This is a genomic window from Pseudomonas sp. SWI36, assembly GCF_002948105.1.
In the GTDB taxonomy this organism is placed as follows: Bacteria; Pseudomonadota; Gammaproteobacteria; order Pseudomonadales; family Pseudomonadaceae; genus Aquipseudomonas; species Aquipseudomonas alloputida.
This window is the reverse complement of the sequence record NZ_CP026675.1, coordinates 1,204,308-1,223,202: the sequence shown is the minus strand read 5'-3', so window position 1 is coordinate 1,223,202 and position 18,895 is coordinate 1,204,308. Positions and strand designations below refer to the sequence as shown.

15 protein-coding genes are annotated in these 18,895 nt (G+C 61.7%); 9 read left to right on the top strand and 6 right to left on the bottom strand.

The features are described from left to right. The first annotated feature begins 114 nt into the window (after positions 1 to 114). From zwf to C4Q27_RS06005, 3 genes are read left to right on the top strand one after another with little or no spacing between them, the layout of a single operon-like run. The gene (zwf, locus tag C4Q27_RS06015; protein WP_010952201.1) at positions 115 to 1,584 is read left to right on the top strand and encodes a glucose-6-phosphate dehydrogenase; all 1,470 of its coding nucleotides are present in this window, start codon (positions 115 to 117) and stop codon (positions 1,582 to 1,584) included. Continuing rightward, positions 1,571 to 2,284: a 6-phosphogluconolactonase gene (pgl, locus tag C4Q27_RS06010; RefSeq protein WP_104886625.1), complete on the top strand. Its 714-nt coding sequence runs from the start codon at positions 1,571 to 1,573 to the stop codon at positions 2,282 to 2,284. Before zwf ends, pgl begins: the two co-directional genes overlap by 14 nt. 17 nt (positions 2,285 to 2,301) lie before the next feature. Next, a complete protein-coding gene (locus C4Q27_RS06005; RefSeq protein ID WP_003255037.1) occupies positions 2,302 to 2,982 on the top strand; it encodes a bifunctional 4-hydroxy-2-oxoglutarate aldolase/2-dehydro-3-deoxy-phosphogluconate aldolase in 681 nt (226 codons plus the stop codon). 250 nt (positions 2,983 to 3,232) lie between these two features. Here C4Q27_RS06005 and leuA read toward each other — a convergent pair whose 3' ends face one another. The 4 genes from leuA to C4Q27_RS05980 form a co-directional block, all read right to left on the bottom strand. After that, positions 3,233 to 4,906, bottom strand: coding sequence for a 2-isopropylmalate synthase (leuA, locus tag C4Q27_RS05995; RefSeq protein WP_010952204.1), 1,674 nt, complete (start codon positions 4,904 to 4,906; stop codon positions 3,233 to 3,235). Between the two features lie 432 nt (positions 4,907 to 5,338). Next, entirely contained in the window at positions 5,339 to 6,166 is an 828-nt protein-coding gene (locus tag C4Q27_RS05990) for a M23 family metallopeptidase (RefSeq protein ID WP_054889405.1), read from the bottom strand. A gap of 3 nt (positions 6,167 to 6,169) precedes the next feature. Then, positions 6,170 to 7,549 (bottom strand): exodeoxyribonuclease VII large subunit, encoded by a 1,380-nt coding sequence (xseA, locus tag C4Q27_RS05985; protein WP_104886623.1) that lies wholly within the window; start codon positions 7,547 to 7,549, stop codon positions 6,170 to 6,172. An 80-nt stretch (positions 7,550 to 7,629) separates the two neighbouring features. After that, positions 7,630 to 8,508 carry a LysR family transcriptional regulator gene (locus tag C4Q27_RS05980; RefSeq protein WP_064493198.1) on the bottom strand — a complete coding sequence of 293 codons (879 nt, stop codon included), beginning with the start codon at positions 8,506 to 8,508 and terminating at the stop codon, positions 7,630 to 7,632. A 97-nt stretch (positions 8,509 to 8,605) separates the two neighbouring features. Between C4Q27_RS05980 and C4Q27_RS05975 the strand changes: the two genes are divergently transcribed. The 4 genes from C4Q27_RS05975 to guaA all read left to right on the top strand — a co-directional run bounded on the left by C4Q27_RS05975 (position 8,606) and on the right by guaA (position 13,178). Further along, positions 8,606 to 9,361: a sulfite exporter TauE/SafE family protein gene (locus C4Q27_RS05975; RefSeq protein ID WP_104886622.1), complete on the top strand. Its 756-nt coding sequence runs from the start codon at positions 8,606 to 8,608 to the stop codon at positions 9,359 to 9,361. A gap of 47 nt (positions 9,362 to 9,408) precedes the next feature. Further along, the gene (locus tag C4Q27_RS05970; RefSeq protein WP_020193644.1) at positions 9,409 to 9,966 is read left to right on the top strand and encodes a hypothetical protein; all 558 of its coding nucleotides are present in this window, start codon (positions 9,409 to 9,411) and stop codon (positions 9,964 to 9,966) included. An 86-nt stretch (positions 9,967 to 10,052) separates the two neighbouring features. Continuing rightward, positions 10,053 to 11,522, top strand: coding sequence for an IMP dehydrogenase (guaB, locus tag C4Q27_RS05965; RefSeq protein ID WP_003255025.1), 1,470 nt, complete (start codon positions 10,053 to 10,055; stop codon positions 11,520 to 11,522). Between the two features lie 78 nt (positions 11,523 to 11,600). Further along, on the top strand, positions 11,601 to 13,178 hold the full coding sequence (gene guaA / locus C4Q27_RS05960; RefSeq protein WP_003255024.1) for a glutamine-hydrolyzing GMP synthase: 1,578 nt from the start codon (positions 11,601 to 11,603) through the stop codon (positions 13,176 to 13,178). A 93-nt stretch (positions 13,179 to 13,271) separates the two neighbouring features. Here the strand turns inward: guaA and C4Q27_RS05955 are convergent, their stop codons facing one another. Beyond that, the gene (locus C4Q27_RS05955; RefSeq protein ID WP_104887848.1) at positions 13,272 to 15,152 is read right to left on the bottom strand and encodes an LTA synthase family protein; all 1,881 of its coding nucleotides are present in this window, start codon (positions 15,150 to 15,152) and stop codon (positions 13,272 to 13,274) included. Positions 15,153 to 15,452: 300 nt separating this feature from the next. Here C4Q27_RS05955 and C4Q27_RS05950 point away from each other — a divergent pair, with 300 nt between their 5' ends. Then, positions 15,453 to 16,832, top strand: coding sequence for a multicopper oxidase family protein (locus tag C4Q27_RS05950; protein WP_020193354.1), 1,380 nt, complete (start codon positions 15,453 to 15,455; stop codon positions 16,830 to 16,832). Continuing rightward, the gene (tadA, locus tag C4Q27_RS05945) at positions 16,832 to 17,311 is read left to right on the top strand and encodes a tRNA adenosine(34) deaminase TadA (RefSeq protein WP_012051365.1); all 480 of its coding nucleotides are present in this window, start codon (positions 16,832 to 16,834) and stop codon (positions 17,309 to 17,311) included. Before C4Q27_RS05950 ends, tadA begins: the two co-directional genes overlap by 1 nt. A 93-nt stretch (positions 17,312 to 17,404) precedes the next feature. Here the strand turns inward: tadA and mltF are convergent, their stop codons facing one another. Next, on the bottom strand, positions 17,405 to 18,862 hold the full coding sequence (gene mltF / locus C4Q27_RS05940; protein WP_064493201.1) for a membrane-bound lytic murein transglycosylase MltF: 1,458 nt from the start codon (positions 18,860 to 18,862) through the stop codon (positions 17,405 to 17,407). Positions 18,863 to 18,895 lie beyond the last annotated feature (33 nt).

Sequence of the window (18,895 nt, the reverse complement as noted above, 5' to 3'; positions counted from 1 at the left end):
GTACCACTTGTCTGTAACACTTGTGTGTAATGTTGTGGTTTTTACTACATTATCCCTTGAAAACCGTGTGTGAAAGCGGTATTCCTAGACCAACTTTAGGAAAGAACCAACATCATGGCCGCAATCAGTGTCGAACCTTGCACCTTTGCCCTGTTTGGCGCCCTCGGCGACCTGGCATTGCGCAAGTTGTTTCCTGCGCTCTACCAGCTCGACCGGGCCAACCTGTTGCACCCGGACACCCGCCTGCTGGCCCTCGCCCGTGAGGTCGGCAGTGCGCAGGAGCACCTGGACAGCATCGAAGCCCACCTGCGCCGGCACGTGCCCGAGGCAGATATCGAGCCTGCTGCGCTGGGGCGCTTCCTTGCCCGCCTGAATTACCAGCACCTGGACTTCCTTCAGCCCGAGGGCTATCAGGCCTTGGCCGAGCAGCTGCCGGGCGAGCTGCCGCTGATCGCCTACTTCGCCACGGCGGCGGCGGTGTATGGGGCCATCTGCGAAAACCTCGACAAGGTCGGGCTGGCTGCGCGCACCCGGGTAGTGCTCGAGAAACCTATTGGCCACGACCTGGAGTCGTCGCGCCGGGTCAACGATGCCGTGGCGCGGTTCTTCCCTGAAAGCCGGGTTTACCGCATTGACCATTACCTGGGCAAAGAGACGGTGCAGAACCTGATTGCCCTGCGCTTCGCCAATAGCCTGTTCGAAACCCAGTGGAACCAGAATTCCATCTCCCATGTGGAGATTACCGTCGCGGAAAAGGTCGGTATCGAGGGCCGTTGGGGTTATTTCGACAAGGCCGGCCAACTGCGCGACATGATCCAGAATCACCTGCTGCAGTTGCTGTGCCTGATCGCCATGGACCCGCCCAGCGAACTGTCCGCCGATGCCATCCGCGACGAGAAGGTGAAAGTGCTCAAAGCCCTGGCACCGATCACTGGTGACGGTTTGAGCACCAGTGTGGTGCGTGGCCAGTACATTGCCGGCTACAGCGAAGGCAAGCCGGTACCTGGTTACCTGGAAGAAGACAACGCCAACGCCCAGAGCGACACCGAAACCTTCGTCGCCCTGCGCGCCGACATCCGTAACTGGCGCTGGTCGGGCGTGCCGTTCTACCTGCGAACCGGCAAGCGCATGCCGCAAAAACTGTCGCAGATCGTCATTCACTTCAAGGAAACGCCGCACTACATCTTCGCCCCGGAACAGCGTTTGCAGATCGGTAACAAGCTGATCATCCGCCTGCAACCGGACGAAGGCATTTCTTTACGGGTGATGACCAAGGAGCAGGGCCTGGACAAGGGCATGCAACTGCGCAGTGGCCCATTGCAGCTGAATTTTTCCGATGCCTGGCGCAGTGCACGAATTCCGGATGCCTACGAGCGGCTGTTGCTCGAAGTGATGCGCGGCAACCAGAACCTGTTCGTGCGCAAGGACGAAATCGAGTATGCCTGGAAGTGGTGCGACCAGTTGATCGCCGGCTGGCGTAATGCGGGCGATGCGCCCAAGCCATACGCGGCGGGCTCCTGGGGGCCGATGAGCTCGATTGCACTGATCACACGCGATGGGAGGGCGTGGTATGGGGATATATGAATTGAAACTGCCAGCGGCCGTGAAGGCTCATGAACTGGCGGATGCCAAGGCACTGTCCGTGTCCTTGGCTCATGATGTGGCTGAGCGCCTGCGCGCCGCGATTGCCGCCAAGGGGCAGGCCTGTGTGGTGTTGTCTGGCGGCCGCAGCCCGGTGCCGTTCCTGGAGAAACTGGCCAGCGAGCACCTGGACTGGGCCAAGGTCACTGTCAGCCTGGCTGATGAGCGCTGGGTGCCGGTGGAGCACGCCGACAGCAATGCCGGCCTGCTGGCCCGTCACCTGTTGAAGGGCGAAGCGGCCAAGGCCCGTTTCGTTGGCCTGTACCAGCAGGCGGAGAACCTCGATGCAGCTGCGCTCAAAGCTGACCAGGCCTTGGCCGAGCTACCGCCGATCGACGTGCTGGTGCTGGGCATGGGCGACGATGGCCATACCGCCTCGCTCTTCCCCGCCAGTCCCAACCTGGAAGCAGGCCTGGACCCGGCCGGCCCACGGCGCTGCCTGCCGTTGCTGGCGCCGAACGTGCCGCACCAGCGCCTGTCGATGACCCGCTCGCTGCTGGCCAGCGCGGCCTTCATCGCGCTGTCTGTGCAAGGCCAGGGCAAACTCGCTACCCTGCGCGCCGCGCTGGCGGGCAACGACCTTACTGAAATGCCGATTCGCGCTTTTCTTCACGACCCCCTGGACATCTACTGGTGCCCATGAGCCAAGGATCCACTGTCATGACCACCCTTGAACGCCCACAGCCCAAGCTCTCGATGGCTGATAAAGCCGCGCGGATCGACGCCATTTGCAAAAAGGCGCGCATCCTGCCGGTAATCACCATTGCTCGTGAGGAAGACATTCTGCCGCTGGCTGACGCCCTGGCCGCTGGCGGTATCCGTACCCTGGAAGTGACCCTGCGCTCGCAGCATGGCCTCAAGGCCATTCAGGTGCTGCGTGAGCAGCGCCCGGAGCTGTGTGTCGGCGCCGGTACCGTGCTCGACCGCAGCATGTTCGCAGCGGTTGAAGCTGCGGGCGCGCAGTTCGTCGTTACCCCTGGCATTACCCAGGACATTCTCGAGGCTGGCGTGGACAGTGAAATCCCGCTGTTGCCGGGCATCAGCACGCCGTCCGAAATCATGATGGGCTATGCCCTGGGCTACCGCCGGTTCAAGTTGTTCCCGGCGGAAATCAGCGGCGGCGTAGCGGCGATCAAGGCCTTTGGTGGCCCGTTCGGCGATATTCGTTTTTGTCCCACCGGCGGTGTGAACCCGGCCAACGTGCGCAACTACATGGCACTGCCGAATGTGATGTGCGTGGGTGGAACCTGGATGCTCGACAGCAGCTGGATCAAGAACGGTGACTGGGCGCGGATCGAAGCGTGCAGTGCCGAGGCGATGGCGCTGCTGGACGCCAACTGAAAACAGTTGTGTGCTTTACGGCTTGTGGGGCGCTTGGTCGGCGCCCCTTTTTTTGCCTGGGGTATTTGCCGTGGTTGTGCTGGCCCTTTCGCGGGTAAACCCGCTCCTACACCTGATCGGTGGTGGACACACATTGGTGATTGGGCGCAGGCCGTTGTAGGAGCGGGTTTACCCGCGAAAGGGCCAGTCCAGGCCAACAAAAAAAGCCCGCATCAAACGATGCGGGCTTTCTCATCCCTCATTCCAGGCTTCAGGCCGCCTTGGCTTCCTGCTGGCTCAGCGAGCGGTTCAGTGCACTGAACAGCGCCTTGAAGCTGGCCGTGGTGATGTTCTCATCGATACCCACGCCATGTACCGGGCGGCCACCGGCCACGCGCAGTTCGATGTAGGCAGCTGCCTTGGCGTTGGTGCCAGCGCCAATCGCATGCTCGTTGTAGTCCATGATCTCCACGGCAATCGGCAGGCCGGCCACCAGTGCTTCCAGGGCGCCGTTGCCCTTGCCGCGCCAGTGCAGGGTGGTTTCGCCTTCACCGGCAACTTCCACTTCCACGGCGCTGTGGCCGTTTTCTTCCTGCAGGCGATGGCTGACCAGTGCGTATGGCGCGTTGGCCTGGAGGTATTCCTTGTGCAGCAGGCTGTAGATCTGCTGGGCGGTCATTTCCAGGCCCAGGCGGTCAGTCTCACCCTGCACCACCTGGCTGAATTCGATCTGCATGCGACGCGGCAGGCTGATGCCATATTCCTGCTCGAGCAGGTAGGTGATACCGCCTTTGCCCGATTGGCTGTTGACGCGGATTACCGCTTCATAGCTGCGGCCGATGTCGGCCGGGTCGATCGGCAGGTAAGGCACCTCCCACAGTTCCCCATCCTGCTGCTTGGCGAAGCCCTTGCGGATGGCGTCCTGGTGCGAGCCGGAGAACGCGGTATGGACCAGGTCGCCCACATACGGGTGACGTGGGTGTACCGGCAACTGGTTGCATTCTTCGACCACCTTGCGCACGCCGTCGATGTCGGAGAAGTCCAGCAACGGGTCGATGCCCTGGGTGTAGAGGTTCAGTGCCAAGGTCACCAGGTCGACGTTACCGGTACGCTCGCCGTTGCCGAACAGGCAGCCTTCGGCACGGTCGGCGCCGGCCATGAGGCCCAGTTCGGTGGCAGCGATGCCGGTGCCGCGGTCGTTGTGGCAGTGCAGGCTGATGATCACGCTGTCGCGGCGGCTGACGTTGCGGCAGAACCACTCGATCTGATCGGCGTAGATATTTGGCGTGGACACTTCCACGGTGGCCGGCAGGTTGAGGATGATCTTGTGTTCAGGGGTAGGGTTCCACACCTCGATGACCGCGTCGCAGACCTCCTTGGCGAACTCCATTTCAGTGGCGCTGAAGGTTTCTGGCGAGTACTGGAAGGTCCACTGGGTTTCCGGCTGCTGGGCGGCGTACTTGACGAACAGCTTGGCCGCGTTCACCGCGATGTCCTTCACGCCTTGCTTGTCCTGATTGAAGACGATGCGGCGGAACGACGGGCTGGTGGCGTTGTACAGGTGGACGATGGCCTTCTTCGCACCGCGCAGCGATTCGAAGGTACGGGCAATCAGGTCTTCACGTGCCTGGGTGAGCACCTGGATGGTGGTGTCATCCGGGATGTGGCCGTCCTCGATCAGGGTGCGCACGAAGTCGAAATCGGTTTGCGAGGCAGACGGGAACGAGGCTTCGATCTCCTTCACGCCAACCTGCACCAAGGTCTTCCAGAAGCGCAGTTTCTTCTCCGAGTCCATCGGCTCGATCAGCGACTGGTTGCCGTCACGCAGGTCGGAACTGCACCAGATAGGTGCCTGGGTGATGGTCTTCGACGGCCAGGTACGGTCAGGCAGGTCGATGGTCGGGAAAGCGCGGTATTTCTTCGAAGGGTCTTTGAGCATGGTCATGGAAGCAATCCTTTTGTGTGCGGCCGAGATCGGGCCTGCCGAGCGATAACGATATGAAGAGGCGAGGCGACGCGATTCAGCCTGGTAGTCGGGCGCTGACCAGGCAGAGGCTGCGATGTTGTCGGAGCAGGATGAGGGTGCTGAAGGTTTTCATGCCTTCAAACTTAACCAGTGGGGTGGGGGATGGCAAGCGTTCGGGAAAAATTGAGAGGAATGCTTAAAAAAAGCCATTAGGCGAGATTTTATGGCTTGGATCTGCTAGGCGCTTATTGATGTTTGCGCAGTATTTTTCGATGGCGCAACACAGTTGAACTGCTGTCGACTGTGCTGGCCTCTTCGCGGGCATGCCCGCTCCCACAAGTATTGTGCTGTGTCTGAAGGCTTCGCTGTACCTGTGGGAGCGGGCGTGCCCGCGAAGCAGGCGCCGCAGTTTCAGGGCTGGAACGCGCCAATGAAAATCGCCGGGTCCACCCGCGCATCGTTCAGGCTGACGTTCCAGTGCATGTGCGGCCCGGTAGCCCGCCCGGTCGAGCCCACGCGCCCGACCACCTCGCCACGACGCAGTTGCTGGCCCACCTGCACATCGATTTTCGACATGTGGCAGAACATGCTGATAAAGCCCTGCCCATGGTCGACGAACACCGTGCGGCCGTTGAAGAAATAGTCTCCCACCAGAATCACTTTGCCATTGGCGGGTGTCTTGATCGGCGTGCCTGCCGGCACCGCAAAATCCAGCCCCGCATGCGGGTTGCGTTCTTCGCCGTTGAAGAAGCGGCGCACGCCGAACTTGCTCGACAGCGGGCCGTTGACCGGCTTGTCGAGAACCAGGTTGCTCGGCAGGTTAGGGCTGAAGCTGCGGTAGGCCTTGATCTGCTCGGCCAGTTCGCGGTCGATGCGCTTGAGGTCGGCCGGGTTCGGGTTGACCTGACGCGTGTTCTTCAGGGTGATGCGCTGCTCAGGGTACTTCTTGCTGCCTACGCTGAAAGGCAGGGTGCGCCCGCCCTGGTTCAGCACTGCGGTGCCGGGCTTCTGGGTCAGCGGGATGCCGACGATGGCCAGCCAGTTGTCCTGCTCCTTCACCACCAGCACCGGTTTGCCGTCGAAACGGGCGCTGGGTGCGTTGGCGGCGGGGCCCAGGTCGACGACTGCCACACCGCCGGGTACCGGTTTGTTCAGTGTGCGGGTGATGTAGCTGGCCTGGGCGCCGCCGGCCAGCAGCAGCAGGGAAAGGGCAAGCAGATGCGCGAGCACGCGGGGCATGTGTCAGTCCAGTAGTGAGAGGGTGACCGGGGTCAGGTGGTTGTCTTCGACCCGCACCAGCAGCTCGCCTTCGTTCAGGCGGGCGGTCAGGCGTTGGCCGTTGTGGGTCTGTTCCGCGCTGCGAATGGCCTGGCCTTGTTCATCCAGCAATATGCTGTATCCGCGGGCCAGGGTGGCCAGCGGACTGACCACCTGCAGTGTCTGCAACTGGGCCTGGAACCGCTGGCGACGGTCCTTGAGCACCTCACGCATGGCCCGTGGCAGGCGCTCGGCCAGGCTGTCCAGGCGCTGGTTCAGCAGTTTCAGGTTACGCCCCGGATGCTGCGCGGCCAGGCGGGCGTCCAGGCGTGCCAGGCGTTCGCGGCGCTGGTTGAGGTTGAGCATGAACGCGCGACGCAGGCGCATGTCCAGGTCGTCCAGGCGTTGAGCCTGCTGGCGCAAACGCTCGCCTGGATGACGCAGGCGGCGGGTGAGTGACTCCAGGCGCAGGCGGTCGTGGGTCAGGCGGTTCTGCATGCGCAGCAGCAGGCGCCGTTGCAGGCCATCCAGGCGTTGCCGAAGGCCGCTGTTGTCAGGGGCCAGCAGCTCGGCGGCAGCCGACGGGGTGGGCGCGCGCACGTCAGCCACGAAGTCGCTGATCGACACGTCGGTTTCATGGCCCACGGCGCTGACAATCGGCGTGACGCAGGCGGCCACGGCACGCGCCACGGCTTCCTCGTTGAAACACCACAGGTCTTCCAGCGAACCCCCACCCCGCGCCAGAATCAGCGCATCGAAGCCGAGGCTGTCGGCCAGGCGGATGGCGCGTACGATCTGCGCGATGGCTTCGCGGCCCTGTACCGCCGTAGGTATCAGGTTCAGCTCCACCTGCGGGGCACGGCGGCCGAACACGCTGATGATGTCGCGGATCACCGCGCCAGTGGGCGAGGTGATGATGCCGATGCGCTGCGGGTGAGCCGGCAGTGGCTTCTTTCGTTCGGCGCTGAACAGCCCCTCGGCCCCGAGCTTTTCCTTCAGGGCATCGAAAGCCAGGCGCAGCGCGCCATCACCGGCTGGCTCGACAGTGTCGAGAATAAGCTGGTAGTCGCCACGCCCCTCGAACAGCGAAACCTTGCCACGCACCCGCACCGCCAGGCCGTCGCGCAGCGCCTGGCGTACCCGCGTGGCGTTCTGCCGGAACAACGCACAACGCACCTGGGCGCCGCTGTCCTTGAGGGTGAAGTACATGTGGCCGGACGCCGGGCGGGCGAGGTTGGAGATTTCGCCTTCCACCCACACGCTGCGGAAAACGTCTTCCAGCAGCACGCGGGCGCGGCCGTTGAGTTGGCTGACGGTAAGGACCTCGCGGTCCAGCCCGAGTCGTTCGAAAGGGTCTTTGATCATGGCTGGCATCATAAATGACATCGGCCCCGGTTGTCTGTCCCGGGCCCTGTTGGAGCGGGTGCACCGGCGAAGAACAAGGTTCAGGCCTGCAGGGCCGTTACGAACTGCCTGGCTATCTGCCCCGCATCGCGGCGACAGGCCAGCGCCACTGTGCTCTGGCAATCGCCTTCCAGCGCCACGAAACTGACCGAAGCGGGTGCGATCTGGCGCATGCACTCTGGCAACAACGCCACCCCAAACCCCGCCTGTATCAGCTGCAACTGCGTAGTCTTGCGCGACAGTACCTGCGCCGCCTGCGGGAAGAACCCTGCCCCCATGCACAACGAGGCCGACAGGTAGCTCAAGCCACCGCGATCCCGGTGCGGGATGGAAATGAAGCGTTCTTCCTTCAATTGCTCCAGTTGCACGTGCTGAGTACCCGCCAAGGGGTGCCCAGCGGCGACCGCCAGCAACAAGGGTTCGTCGAACAACTCATGCAGCACCACGCCTTCATGCTGGCGCAGCACCGGCAAGCGCAACAGGCCGATATCCAGCCGTCCGGCAGCAATGTCTTCCAGCTGTGCCTCCGATGACTGCTGCGCAATCTCCAGCGAAACCCCTGGGTTGTGCTTCAGGTAGTTCCCCAGGCGAGCCAGAAGCCCGCCGGTCAGCGGCACGGTGCTGGAATGGTTCAGGCGCAAGCTGCCTTGCAACCCTTGGCCAATGTCACGGGTAACCCGCTCGGCCTGTGCCAGGTCGGCCAGCAAGCGTCGCGCCCGTTCAAGAAAGGCCTGACCCGCCAGCGTCAGGCGAGGCAGGCGCGCCGTGCGTTCGAACAGCGGCGTGCCCAGTTGTTGCTCCAGCTCCTTGATCTGCCGGCTAAGGGCCGACTGGGCGACGTACAGGCGCTCGGCTGCACTGCTGAAACTGCCGCACTCGGCGATCTCCACGAAGTAACGCAATTGTCGGATCGACGTCATGTCATGCCTTTTCGAGATGGCTTTTGGGATAAAGGCATATTAGTCGGCATGGCTCATGGCTGGCTAACCTTTGCCTGTCTTCCCAGGAACTGCTGCCATGCTTGCCCAACTGTCGTTTTCCGGCCTTGACTGGCTGCCGATCCTGTTCGCCATTGCCGCGGCCTACATCGTCTTCGGCATCGCCGGCTTCGGTACTGCACTGGTGGCGGGGCCGGTGCTGATTCACTTCATGCCGTTGTCACGCATCATCCCGTTGCTGGTGCTGCTGGATTTCGTGGCCGCGTTCGGCAACCTGCTGCCGTCGCGCCGGGATGTGGTCCGCAGTGAATTGCTGCGGATGCTGCCCTTCATGGCCTTGGGTTGTACGTTGGGCGTGGTGTTCCTGCTGCAACTGAAGTCCGACCTGTTGCTGCTGTTGATGGGGGGATTCGTGACTGCCTATGCAGTTTACGGGCTGGCAGTGAAAGTGAGGCCAGCCAGCCTGTCCGGCTTCTGGGCGGTGCCGATGGGCACGGCAGGCGGGTTGTTCGGGGCTTTGTTCGGCAGCGGCGGGTTTCTTTATGCCCTTTACCTGAGCGCACGGCTGGAGGTGAAGGAACAGGTACGCGCCACCCAGAGCGCGCTGATCAGCTGCAGTACGATAGTGCGTCTGTCACTGTTCCTGATTGCCGGTGTCTATGCCGACCAAAGCCTGCTGCTGCTCGCCGCCTCCCTGCTGCCTGTCATGTTCATTGGCCTTTGGGTAGGGCGTCGGTTGACCAACCGGTTGTCCCGCGAAGCGTTCGTACGGCTGGTGACCTGGCTGGTGCTGGCCAGTGGGCTGGCGTTGATTGGTCGCTACCTGAGCGCCTGAGCGGTAGAATTGCGTCATTACCGGCGTTTCTCAGGCTTGTCCCGTTCATGAACACCCAGAGCATCATCGTTCCAAAGCTGTCTACCGTCCCGGTGCATGAAGCCCGTGCCCGCGCCATCCTGCGCTGGCTGGTGCGCGAAAAGGTCGTCGAGGAGCAGCTGACCACCTGTGGCCGCACCGGCAACCGCATGGGCCACGCCCTGGCGGCAGGGGCGCGCAAAGTGGCCCTGCACCCGGAAAAACTGCCCTTCGACGAACCGGTCAACGGCCTGGAAGTGATGCTCAAACGCTGCATCTATACCCCCACCGAAGGCTTCCTCGAAGAAGCCGGTTGCCCGGAGTGCCGGCGCGAGGTAGGCGAGCCGTTGTTCGAAAGCCTGGAAGAGTGGATGCCGGCAGTGAGCGACAACTTCACCTGCCCACTGTGCGGCTTCGAAGATGACATCAATGGCTTCATTTACCTGCAGCCATGTGCCTTTTCCAACCTGGGGTTCATCTTCAACAACTGGGGCGAGGCCGGGTTCACCCAGGCCTTTCTCGACAGCTTCGCCGACTGGCTCGACCAGCCGGTGGCCGTGGTGCAGGTAAAACTGCCACAAGCCTGACCGAAGGCCCTTATTTTGCATTGAGCGGCGCGCCATGCATGAGTATAATGGCGCGCTTCCATTTTTCCCGCCCGGGAGCCCCCGCGATGCTGCGTATCAGCCAAGAAGCCCTGACCTTCGACGATATCCTCCTTGTACCTGGCTATTCCGAGGTACTGCCCAATGAAGTCAGTCTCAAGACCCGTTTGACCCGTGGCATCGAGCTGAACATTCCGCTGGTTTCCGCTGCCATGGATACCGTGACCGAAGCGCGTCTGGCCATTGCCATGGCTCAGGAAGGCGGTATCGGCATCATCCACAAGAACATGACCATCGAACAACAGGCCGGCGAAGTGCGCAAGGTCAAGAAGTTCGAGGCTGGCGTGGTCAAGGACCCGATCACCATCGACGCCGATGCCACTGTGCGCGACCTGTTCGAGCTGACCCGCCTGAACAACATCTCCGGCGTGCCGGTACTGGCCAACGGCGACCTGGTCGGCATCGTCACCTCCCGTGACGTGCGCTTCGAAAATCGCCTGGACGCCAAGGTTCGCGACGTGATGACGCCGAAAGAGCGCCTGGTCACCGTCCGCGAAGGCGCCGACAAGAACGAAGTTCGCGAGCTGCTGCACAAGCATCGCCTGGAAAAAGTCCTGATCGTTGACGACAAGTTCAACCTCAAGGGCATGATGACCGTCAAGGACATCGAAAAGGCCAAGGCTTACCCGCTGGCCAGCAAGGACGACCAGGGTCGCCTGCGCGTCGGCGCCGCCGTCGGCACCGGCAAGGACACCGGCGAGCGCGTTGCTGCCCTGGTGGCGGCTGGCGTTGATGTCGTCGTCGTCGACACTGCCCACGGCCACTCCAAAGGTGTGATCGACCGCGTACGCTGGGTGAAGGAAACCTACCCGCAAGTGCAGGTGATCGGCGGCAACATCGCCACCGGCGCTGCCGCCAAGGCCCTGGCCGAAGCGGGTGCCGATGCGGTCAAGGTTGGTATCGGCCCTGGCTCTATCTGCACCACCCGTATCGTTGCCGGTGTCGGCGTGCCGCAAATCAGCGCCATCGCCAACGTCGCAGCAGCACTGGAAGGCACTGGCGTGCCACTGATCGCTGACGGCGGTATCCGCTTCTCCGGTGACCTGTCCAAGGCCATCGTTGCCGGTGCTTCCTGCGTGATGATGGGTTCGATGTTCGCCGGTACCGAAGAGGCCCCGGGTGAAGTCGAGCTGTTCCAGGGCCGTTCCTACAAGGCCTACCGCGGCATGGGCTCGCTGGGTGCCATGGCACAGGCACAAGGCTCGTCCGACCGTTACTTCCAGGACTCCTCGGCCGGCGCCGAGAAGCTGGTACCGGAAGGCATCGAAGGCCGCGTTCCTTACAAAGGCGCCCTGGCCGCGATCATCCACCAGCTGATGGGCGGCCTGCGTTCGTCCATGGGCTACACCGGCAGCGCAACCATCGAAGAAATGCGCACCAAGCCGGAGTTCGTGCGCATCACCGGTGCCGGCATGGCCGAGTCCCACGTGCACGACGTGCAAATCACCAAAGAAGCCCCTAACTACCGCGTAGGCTGAGGCTTCCAGCTACAACATAAAGCGGGGCTGTCATGACAGCCCCGCGTCGTTTCCGATTTCCACTGACGAGATTGAGTCATGGCCCTCGACATTCACGCTCACCGCATCCTGATCCTCGATTTCGGTTCCCAGTACACCCAGCTGATCGCCCGCCGCGTGCGCGAAATCGGCGTGTACTGCGAACTGCACCCGTTCGACATGGACGATGAAGCGATCCGCGAATTCAACCCGCGCGGCATCATCCTCGCCGGCGGCCCCGAGTCGGTCCACGAAGCCAACAGCCCGCGCGCTCCGCAGGCCGTGTTTGACCTGAATGTGCCTGTGCTGGGTATCTGCTACGGCATGCAGACCATGGCCGAGCAGATGGGCGGCAAGGTAGAAGGTTCCGACCTGCGTGAGTTCGGCTATGCCCGTGTGGACGTTGTCGGCAAGAGCCGCCTGCTCGACGGCATCGAAGACCACGTTGATGACGACGGCGTGCTGGGCCTGGACGTGTGGATGAGCCACGGTGACAAGGTCACCCAGATGCCTGGCAACTTCAACATTCTGGCCAGCACCCCAAGCTGCCCGATCGCCGGCATGTACGACGACGTCCGCGGCTACTACGGCGTGCAGTTCCACCCCGAAGTGACCCACACCAAGCAAGGTGGTCGCATCCTGTCCCGCTTCGTGCAGGACATCTGCGGCTGTGAAGCCCTGTGGACGGCGTCCAACATCGTCGAAGACGCCATCGCCCAGGTGCGTGCGCAAGTCGGTTCGGCCAACGTTCTGCTGGGCCTGTCCGGCGGCGTTGACAGCTCGGTGGTTGCCGCGCTGCTGCACCGCGCCATCGGCGACCAGCTGACCTGCGTATTCGTCGACAACGGCCTGCTGCGCCTGCACGAAGGCGACCAGGTGATGGCCATGTTCAAAGAGAACATGGGCGTCAAGGTGATCCGCGCCGACGCTGAAAAGCAGTTCCTGGACAACCTGGCCGGCGAAGCCGACCCTGAGAAGAAGCGCAAGATCATCGGCCGCACCTTCATCGACGTGTTCGATGCCGAAGCCAGCAAGCTGGAGAACATCCAGTTCCTCGCCCAGGGCACCATCTACCCGGACGTGATCGAGTCGGCTGGCGCCAAGAGCGGCAAGGCTCACGTGATCAAGTCGCACCACAACGTTGGTGGCCTGCCGGAGGAGATGAACCTCAAGCTGGTCGAGCCGCTGCGTGAGCTGTTCAAGGATGAAGTGCGCAAGATCGGCCTGGAGCTGGGCCTGCCGTACGACATGGTCTACCGCCACCCGTTCCCGGGCCCGGGCCTGGGCGTGCGTATCCTCGGTGAAGTGAAGAAGGAATACGCCGACATCCTGCGTCGCGCCGACCACATCTTCATCGAAGAGCTGCGCAAGGCCGACTGGTACCACAAGACCAGCCAGGCGTTCGTGGTGTTCCAGCCGGTCAAGTCGGTCGGCGTCGTCGGCGACGGCCGTCGCTACGCCTGGGTTGTGGCCCTGCGTGCCGTCGAGACCGTGGACTTCATGACCGCGCGTTGGGCACACCTGCCGTACGAGCTGCTGGAAACTGTCAGCGGTCGTATCATCAACGAAATCGACGGTATCTCGCGCGTTACCTACGACGTGTCGAGCAAGCCGCCGGCCACTATCGAGTGGGAATGATCGGGTAGCCAGCCCAGGCTGGCACCCGCAGGACGGATACACCAGAAAGCCCGCATGATTGCGGGCTTTCTGGTTCTTGCTCGTTCAGATTGCTTATTCTTCTGGCTTTCTGGCAAATAGCGCTTTCTGGTAGGCGTTATAGGAAAGCAGCCTGCTCCTCACCGCGATGAACTCGTCACCCTCCACGCGTTGCGGGTGCTTTTCCTGCGGGTCATCCTCAAGATTGTATTTAGTCAGGGTGTCCGAGCTGAATTCGTATATGTATTTGTACGGGTGCTCCACCAAGGCTGACGCCAGTTGGTCAAAGAACGTGGACATGAAGAATGTGCGTTTCCCCTGTTCCCTCAACAAGCTGATGCCTTGTACAGAGAGGGGGGATTCGGTCACATCAAAAAAATCGGCAACCGTGGGCGCAATATCGATCTGGTGACTGGTGGTTGAGGCGGGTTTGGGCAGTGACTTTCCATTACTCCAGAAAATCAGGGGTACGCTCACTTCTTCTTCGTGCATGGACGCGTTGTGAATGAACAGACCGTGCTCACCAAATGACTCACCGTGGTCACCCACGAGCACGAATAATGTCGAGTCCAGAAGGCCTTGCTTGTCGAAGGATGTCAGCATTTCACCCAGCACGCTGTCTGTCTTGGCTATGCAGTCTTCATACTTTTCCAGCTCGCTCTGTAATGGGGGCCCTTGGCTGCATTGGTAGGGGTAGTGGGCTGCGCTTGGGAAATAGAGCGCGATGAAACCCTTGCCATTCTTTTTGATGTTTTCCAGGTAAGCGATGCTGGACGAAAACAGCTGTTCATCACTTTCACCGAAGCTGCTGGCGTTTTGTGAGCGGTTCTCGGCGGGGATGAGCTCCGAAATTCCGTAAGCATTCGACACACCGATGGATTTCAGGAAGCCCTCCATGTTTTCGAACTGCAGGTACAGCGAGCTGAAGGCGACGGCTTCCATGTTTTTCCTGTTCTTCAGCTCATGGATGACACTGGGTTGTAGCAGGTACATGGCTTCTTTGATTTCAATATCAGGGTAGGCATGCAGCCCCGTCAGGATCGCGTGGTAGCCTTTGGACGAGTGAGGCACTGAGACGTACGATTTGAAGAGCATGCCCTCCCGAGCGAGCTTATCGAAGGTGGGGTAGCGCTCGGCGGTTTTGATGTCGGGAGCAAACACGCTGTTCCAGCGCACTGATTCCAGAACGATGAAGACCAGGTTCTTGAAGTCTGGCGTGGGGTGAGATTGAAGTTTTTGGATTTCGTTGACGCTGGCCAGCGGGTAGGCGGGTTGTTCGAATGGCAGCGACGGTCTATGCGGCGCTGCGGTCAAGGAAGTGGTGTTTCTGAGTGTTGTGACCAGCGGGCTGATGACAATGTTTTCGTTCAGGTGATAGCGCGCGTCTTTGGCATGGATGGAGCCGAAGAGCAGGGCGCCGATCACCAGCAGTGATGCCCAGAGGTGTTGTCTTTTCTTTACTGTGCGGGTGCGCTGTTCTTTATAAGCGATGCAGGTTGCCAGCCCAGCGAAAGACCAGGTCGCCAGGTAAGCCAGAAAAAGCACAAAGACAATGAACCTGAATGTGTGCCCGAAACCGGCAGATTGCGTGAGAAACACCTCGGCCCCGGAGGTCAGGTTGCTTGCGTTTTGCAGGCTGTAGCTTATCAGTTGCCAGTCCAGTGGCTTTAGCCATAGCTCCCGAACACGCATGTCCACCAGCAGGAACAGCAGCAAGGCGCCTGAGGCGATGCTCAACAGATAGAAGTTGAATTTGTTTCTGGTAATGGTGTTGGCGGCAATCACATAGAGGGCAACCACTAACAGCACGTCTTGAAGCAAGTACAGGGCAATGTCGAAAACACCGGTCTCCACCCATCGATGGGAGAAAAACTCGATCAGGATGATCTTCGGTGCCAGCAGCAGGCCTGCAGCGAGCAGGAGCGAGATATGCAGTAATGAATTCCTGAGCCACATGGTGTCTACCTTCGCATTCACAGAGCCGGCGTCTTGGCTGAAGCGATAGGCGGGCAAAAGGCCAGCACCTGCGCACCCCGTTTTTAGACTTAAGCAGCCCACCCTGAATTCGGCAAGTCAGCCCCGGGGCGTTGGGTTGGTACCGAGGGGGGAGCGGGTTGCCATTGGCGATCGCGGCCGCTAACCGGTCGTGCGACAAGACTTCACTTAATATTTCGCAAATGCAGGTGTATCGTATTCGCCCTTCATCGCCAGCCCCTGCTGGCAGACTGATTGCGCAGAAACGAGGTACCCGCACCGATGTCCTTTACCCGTCGACAAATGCTCAAAGGCCTTACTGGTCTGGTTGTGGTAGGCCTGGGCGCCGGGGGCGCGGCGCGCTACTGGCTGGGCAAGGTCGAGGACGAGAATGCCGGGCACGACTACGAGCTGATTGCTGCCCCACTGGAAGTGGAGCTGGTGCCGGGTTTCAAGACCGAAGCCTGGGCTTTCGGCCCATCGGCACCTGGCACCGAACTGCGGGTACGCCAAGGTACCTGGTTGCGGGTGCGCTTCATCAATCACCTGCCGGTCGAAACCACCATCCACTGGCACGGCATCCGCCTGCCGCTGGAGATGGATGGCGTGCCATACGTTTCGCAACTGCCGGTCAAGCCTGGTGAGTACTTCGATTACAAATTCCGCGTGCCGGACGCCGGCAGCTATTGGTATCACCCCCATGTCAGCAGTTCCGAGGAGCTGGGCCGCGGTCTGGTCGGGCCGCTGATCGTCGAGGAACGTGAACCCACCGGGTTCCAGCATGAACGTACGCTGAGCCTGAAGAACTGGCATGTGGACGAGCAGGGCGCATGGCTGCCTTTCAGCATCCCGCGCGAGGCCGCGCGCAACGGCACTGCCGGGCGGTTGATCACCATCAATGGCCAGGCCGACTCGATCACCGAGCTGCCGGCCGGCCAGGTGGTGCGGGTGCGCCTGCTGAACCTGGACAATACCTGGACCTACCGCCTCAACCTCAAGGGCAACTGCGAGGCGAGAATCTATGCCCTCGACGGCAACCCGGTGACCCCGCGTGCGCTGGACGAATACTGGCTAGGCCCGGGGATGCGTATCTGCCTGGCCATCCGCATTCCCGAGGCGGGTGAGGAAATCTCCCTGCGCGACGGTTTCGTGCGCCTGGGCACCCTGCGTTCGGTGGCCAGCAACGACGCGCCGAGTGACTGGCCGCCCGCGCTGCCGCCCAATCCGATCGCCGAGCCGGACCTGGAGAATGCCGAAAAGCTGAACTTCAATTTCGAGTGGGCGGCCAGCGTCTCTGTCACCCCTGATCCGGCCAAGCCGTCGAGCATGTGGCAGATCAACGGCCAGGCCTGGGATATTACCGACAAGACCTGCGCCGACCGCCCCATCGCCACGTTGCAGAAGGGCAAGAGCTACATCTTCGAGCTTAAGAACATGACCCAGTACCAGCACCCGATCCACTTGCATGGCATGAGCTTCAAGGTGATCGCCTCCAACCGTCACGACATCAAGGAGCCGTGGTTCACCGACACCTACTTGCTGGGCAAGAACGAGCGCGCCCAGGTAGCACTGGTGGCGGATAACCCCGGGACCTGGATGTTTCACTGCCACGTCATCGACCACATGGAAACCGGCCTGATGGCCGCGATTGCGGTGGTCTGATGCGCCCGCAGATCATCGATCGCAGTCGCGATCAGGAATTCATGCGTCTGGCGCTGGCCTTGGCCGCCGAGGGCGCGGCGTTGGGCGAGGTGCCAGTGGGGGCGGTGCTGGTACAGCATGGGCAGGTGATCGGCCAGGGTTTCAATCGGCCGATCATCGACAGCGACCCCAGCGCGCATGCCGAGATGGTGGCGATCAGGGCGGCAGCCAGGTCGGCCAGCAACTACCGGCTACCCGGCAGCACCCTGTATGTGACCCTGGAACCGTGCAGCATGTGTGCGGGGCTGATCGTGCATTCGCGGGTGATGCGCGTGGTGTTTGGCGCGCTGGAGCCCAAGGCCGGGATCGTGCAGAGCCAGGGGCAGTTCTTTGGCCAAGGTTTTCTCAACCACCGGGTGATGGTGGAGGGCGGGGTGCTGGCGCAAGAGTGCGGGCAGATCCTCAGCGACTTCTTCAAGGCCCGCCGGGCCAAGGCTTGAGCTGCACCGGCCTCTTCGCGGGTAAGCCCGCTCCTGCAGGTTCTGCGCAAATCTTGTAGGCGCGGGTTTGCCCGCGAAGAGGTCCTGACAGGCTTACATCGGCGACGACTTATCCGCTGGCTTGTCCTTGTTGACCCCGGGCACATGCAGGTTGCCCTCGGCCACCTGGCCTTCGAGCTGCGGCTGGGTCACCCAGGTGAGGATGTCGTAGTAACGGCGGATGTTGGCCACGAAATGCACCGGTTCGCCCCCACGGGCATAGCCGTACTTGGTCTGCCGGTACCACTGCTTCTGAGCCAGCCGCGGCAGCATCTTCTTCACGTCCAGCCACTTGTTCGGGTTGAGCTTCTCGCGCTTGGCCAGGGTGCGGGCGTCTTCCAGGTGGCCGCCACCGACATTGTAGGCAGCAAGGGCGAACCAGGTGCGGTCCGGCTCCTTGATGCTGTCGTCAAGCTCTTCCTTGATCTTCATGAAGTACTTGGCGCCGCCCTGGATGCTCTGCCTCGGGTCCAGTCGGTTCGACACGCCCATGGCCTGGGCGGTGCGCTGGGTCAGCATCATCAGGCCGCGCACGCCGGTCTTGGAGGTGACTTCCGGCTGCCACATCGATTCCTGGTAGCCGATAGCTGCCAGCAGGCGCCAGTCGACCTGCTCGACCTTGGCGTAGCTCTTGAAGTGCTTCTCGTACTTGGGTAGGCGCTGTTGCAGGTGCTGGGCGAAGGTGTAGGCGCCAACGTAGCCAAGTACGTCGACATGGCCGTAGTAGCGGTCCTTCAAGCGCTGAAGGGTGCCGTTTTTCTGTGCCTTGTCGAGATACTCGTTGATTTCGTTGAGCAGGCTGTTGTCTTCGCCTGCGGCCACTGCCCAGCGCTGGTCGCGGGTTTCGCCCAAATCGAAGGCGACCCGCACGTTGGGGAAATACACCTGGTTCATCGCCAGTTCGTTGGAGTCCACCAGGGTCAAGTCGATCTGACCTTCGTCCACCATGCGCAGCAGGTCGACCACTTCGACGGCGTCCGATTCCTCATATTGCAAGGCCGGGTACTGCTTTTTCAGCTCGGCCAGCTGATCAGCATGGCTGCTGCCCTTGAGCACCATGATCTTCTTGCCGACCAAACCCTTGGCGCCGGTGGGGCGCGGGCGGCCGTTGCGATAGATGACCTGCGGGGTCACCTCCAGATAGGGATGGGAGTATCTCACCTGGGTTTTGCGCCGCTCACTGCTGACCAGGCCGGCGGCAGCCAGTACCGGGCCGGAGGGCTTGCCGAGGGCGTCGTACAGCTCGTCCAGGTTGTCGGCGGTCTCGATCTGCAGCTTTACGCCGAGATCGTCGGCGAAATGCTGGACCAGTTCGTACTCGAAGCCGGTTTCGCCGTTACGGTCCTGGAAGTAGGTTGCCGGGCTGTTGCGTGTGATCACGCGCAGCACGCCATCCTCCTTCACGCGCTCGAGGGTGCTGGGTTTTTCAACGCAGGCACCTAGCAGCAGAAAGAGTCCGGTTGCGAGAAGCCATTTGGCGCAACGCTGGCGCAAATCAGTGTGGGCGAACATAGGTTGCAGTATACGCAAAGGACTGGCCCAACC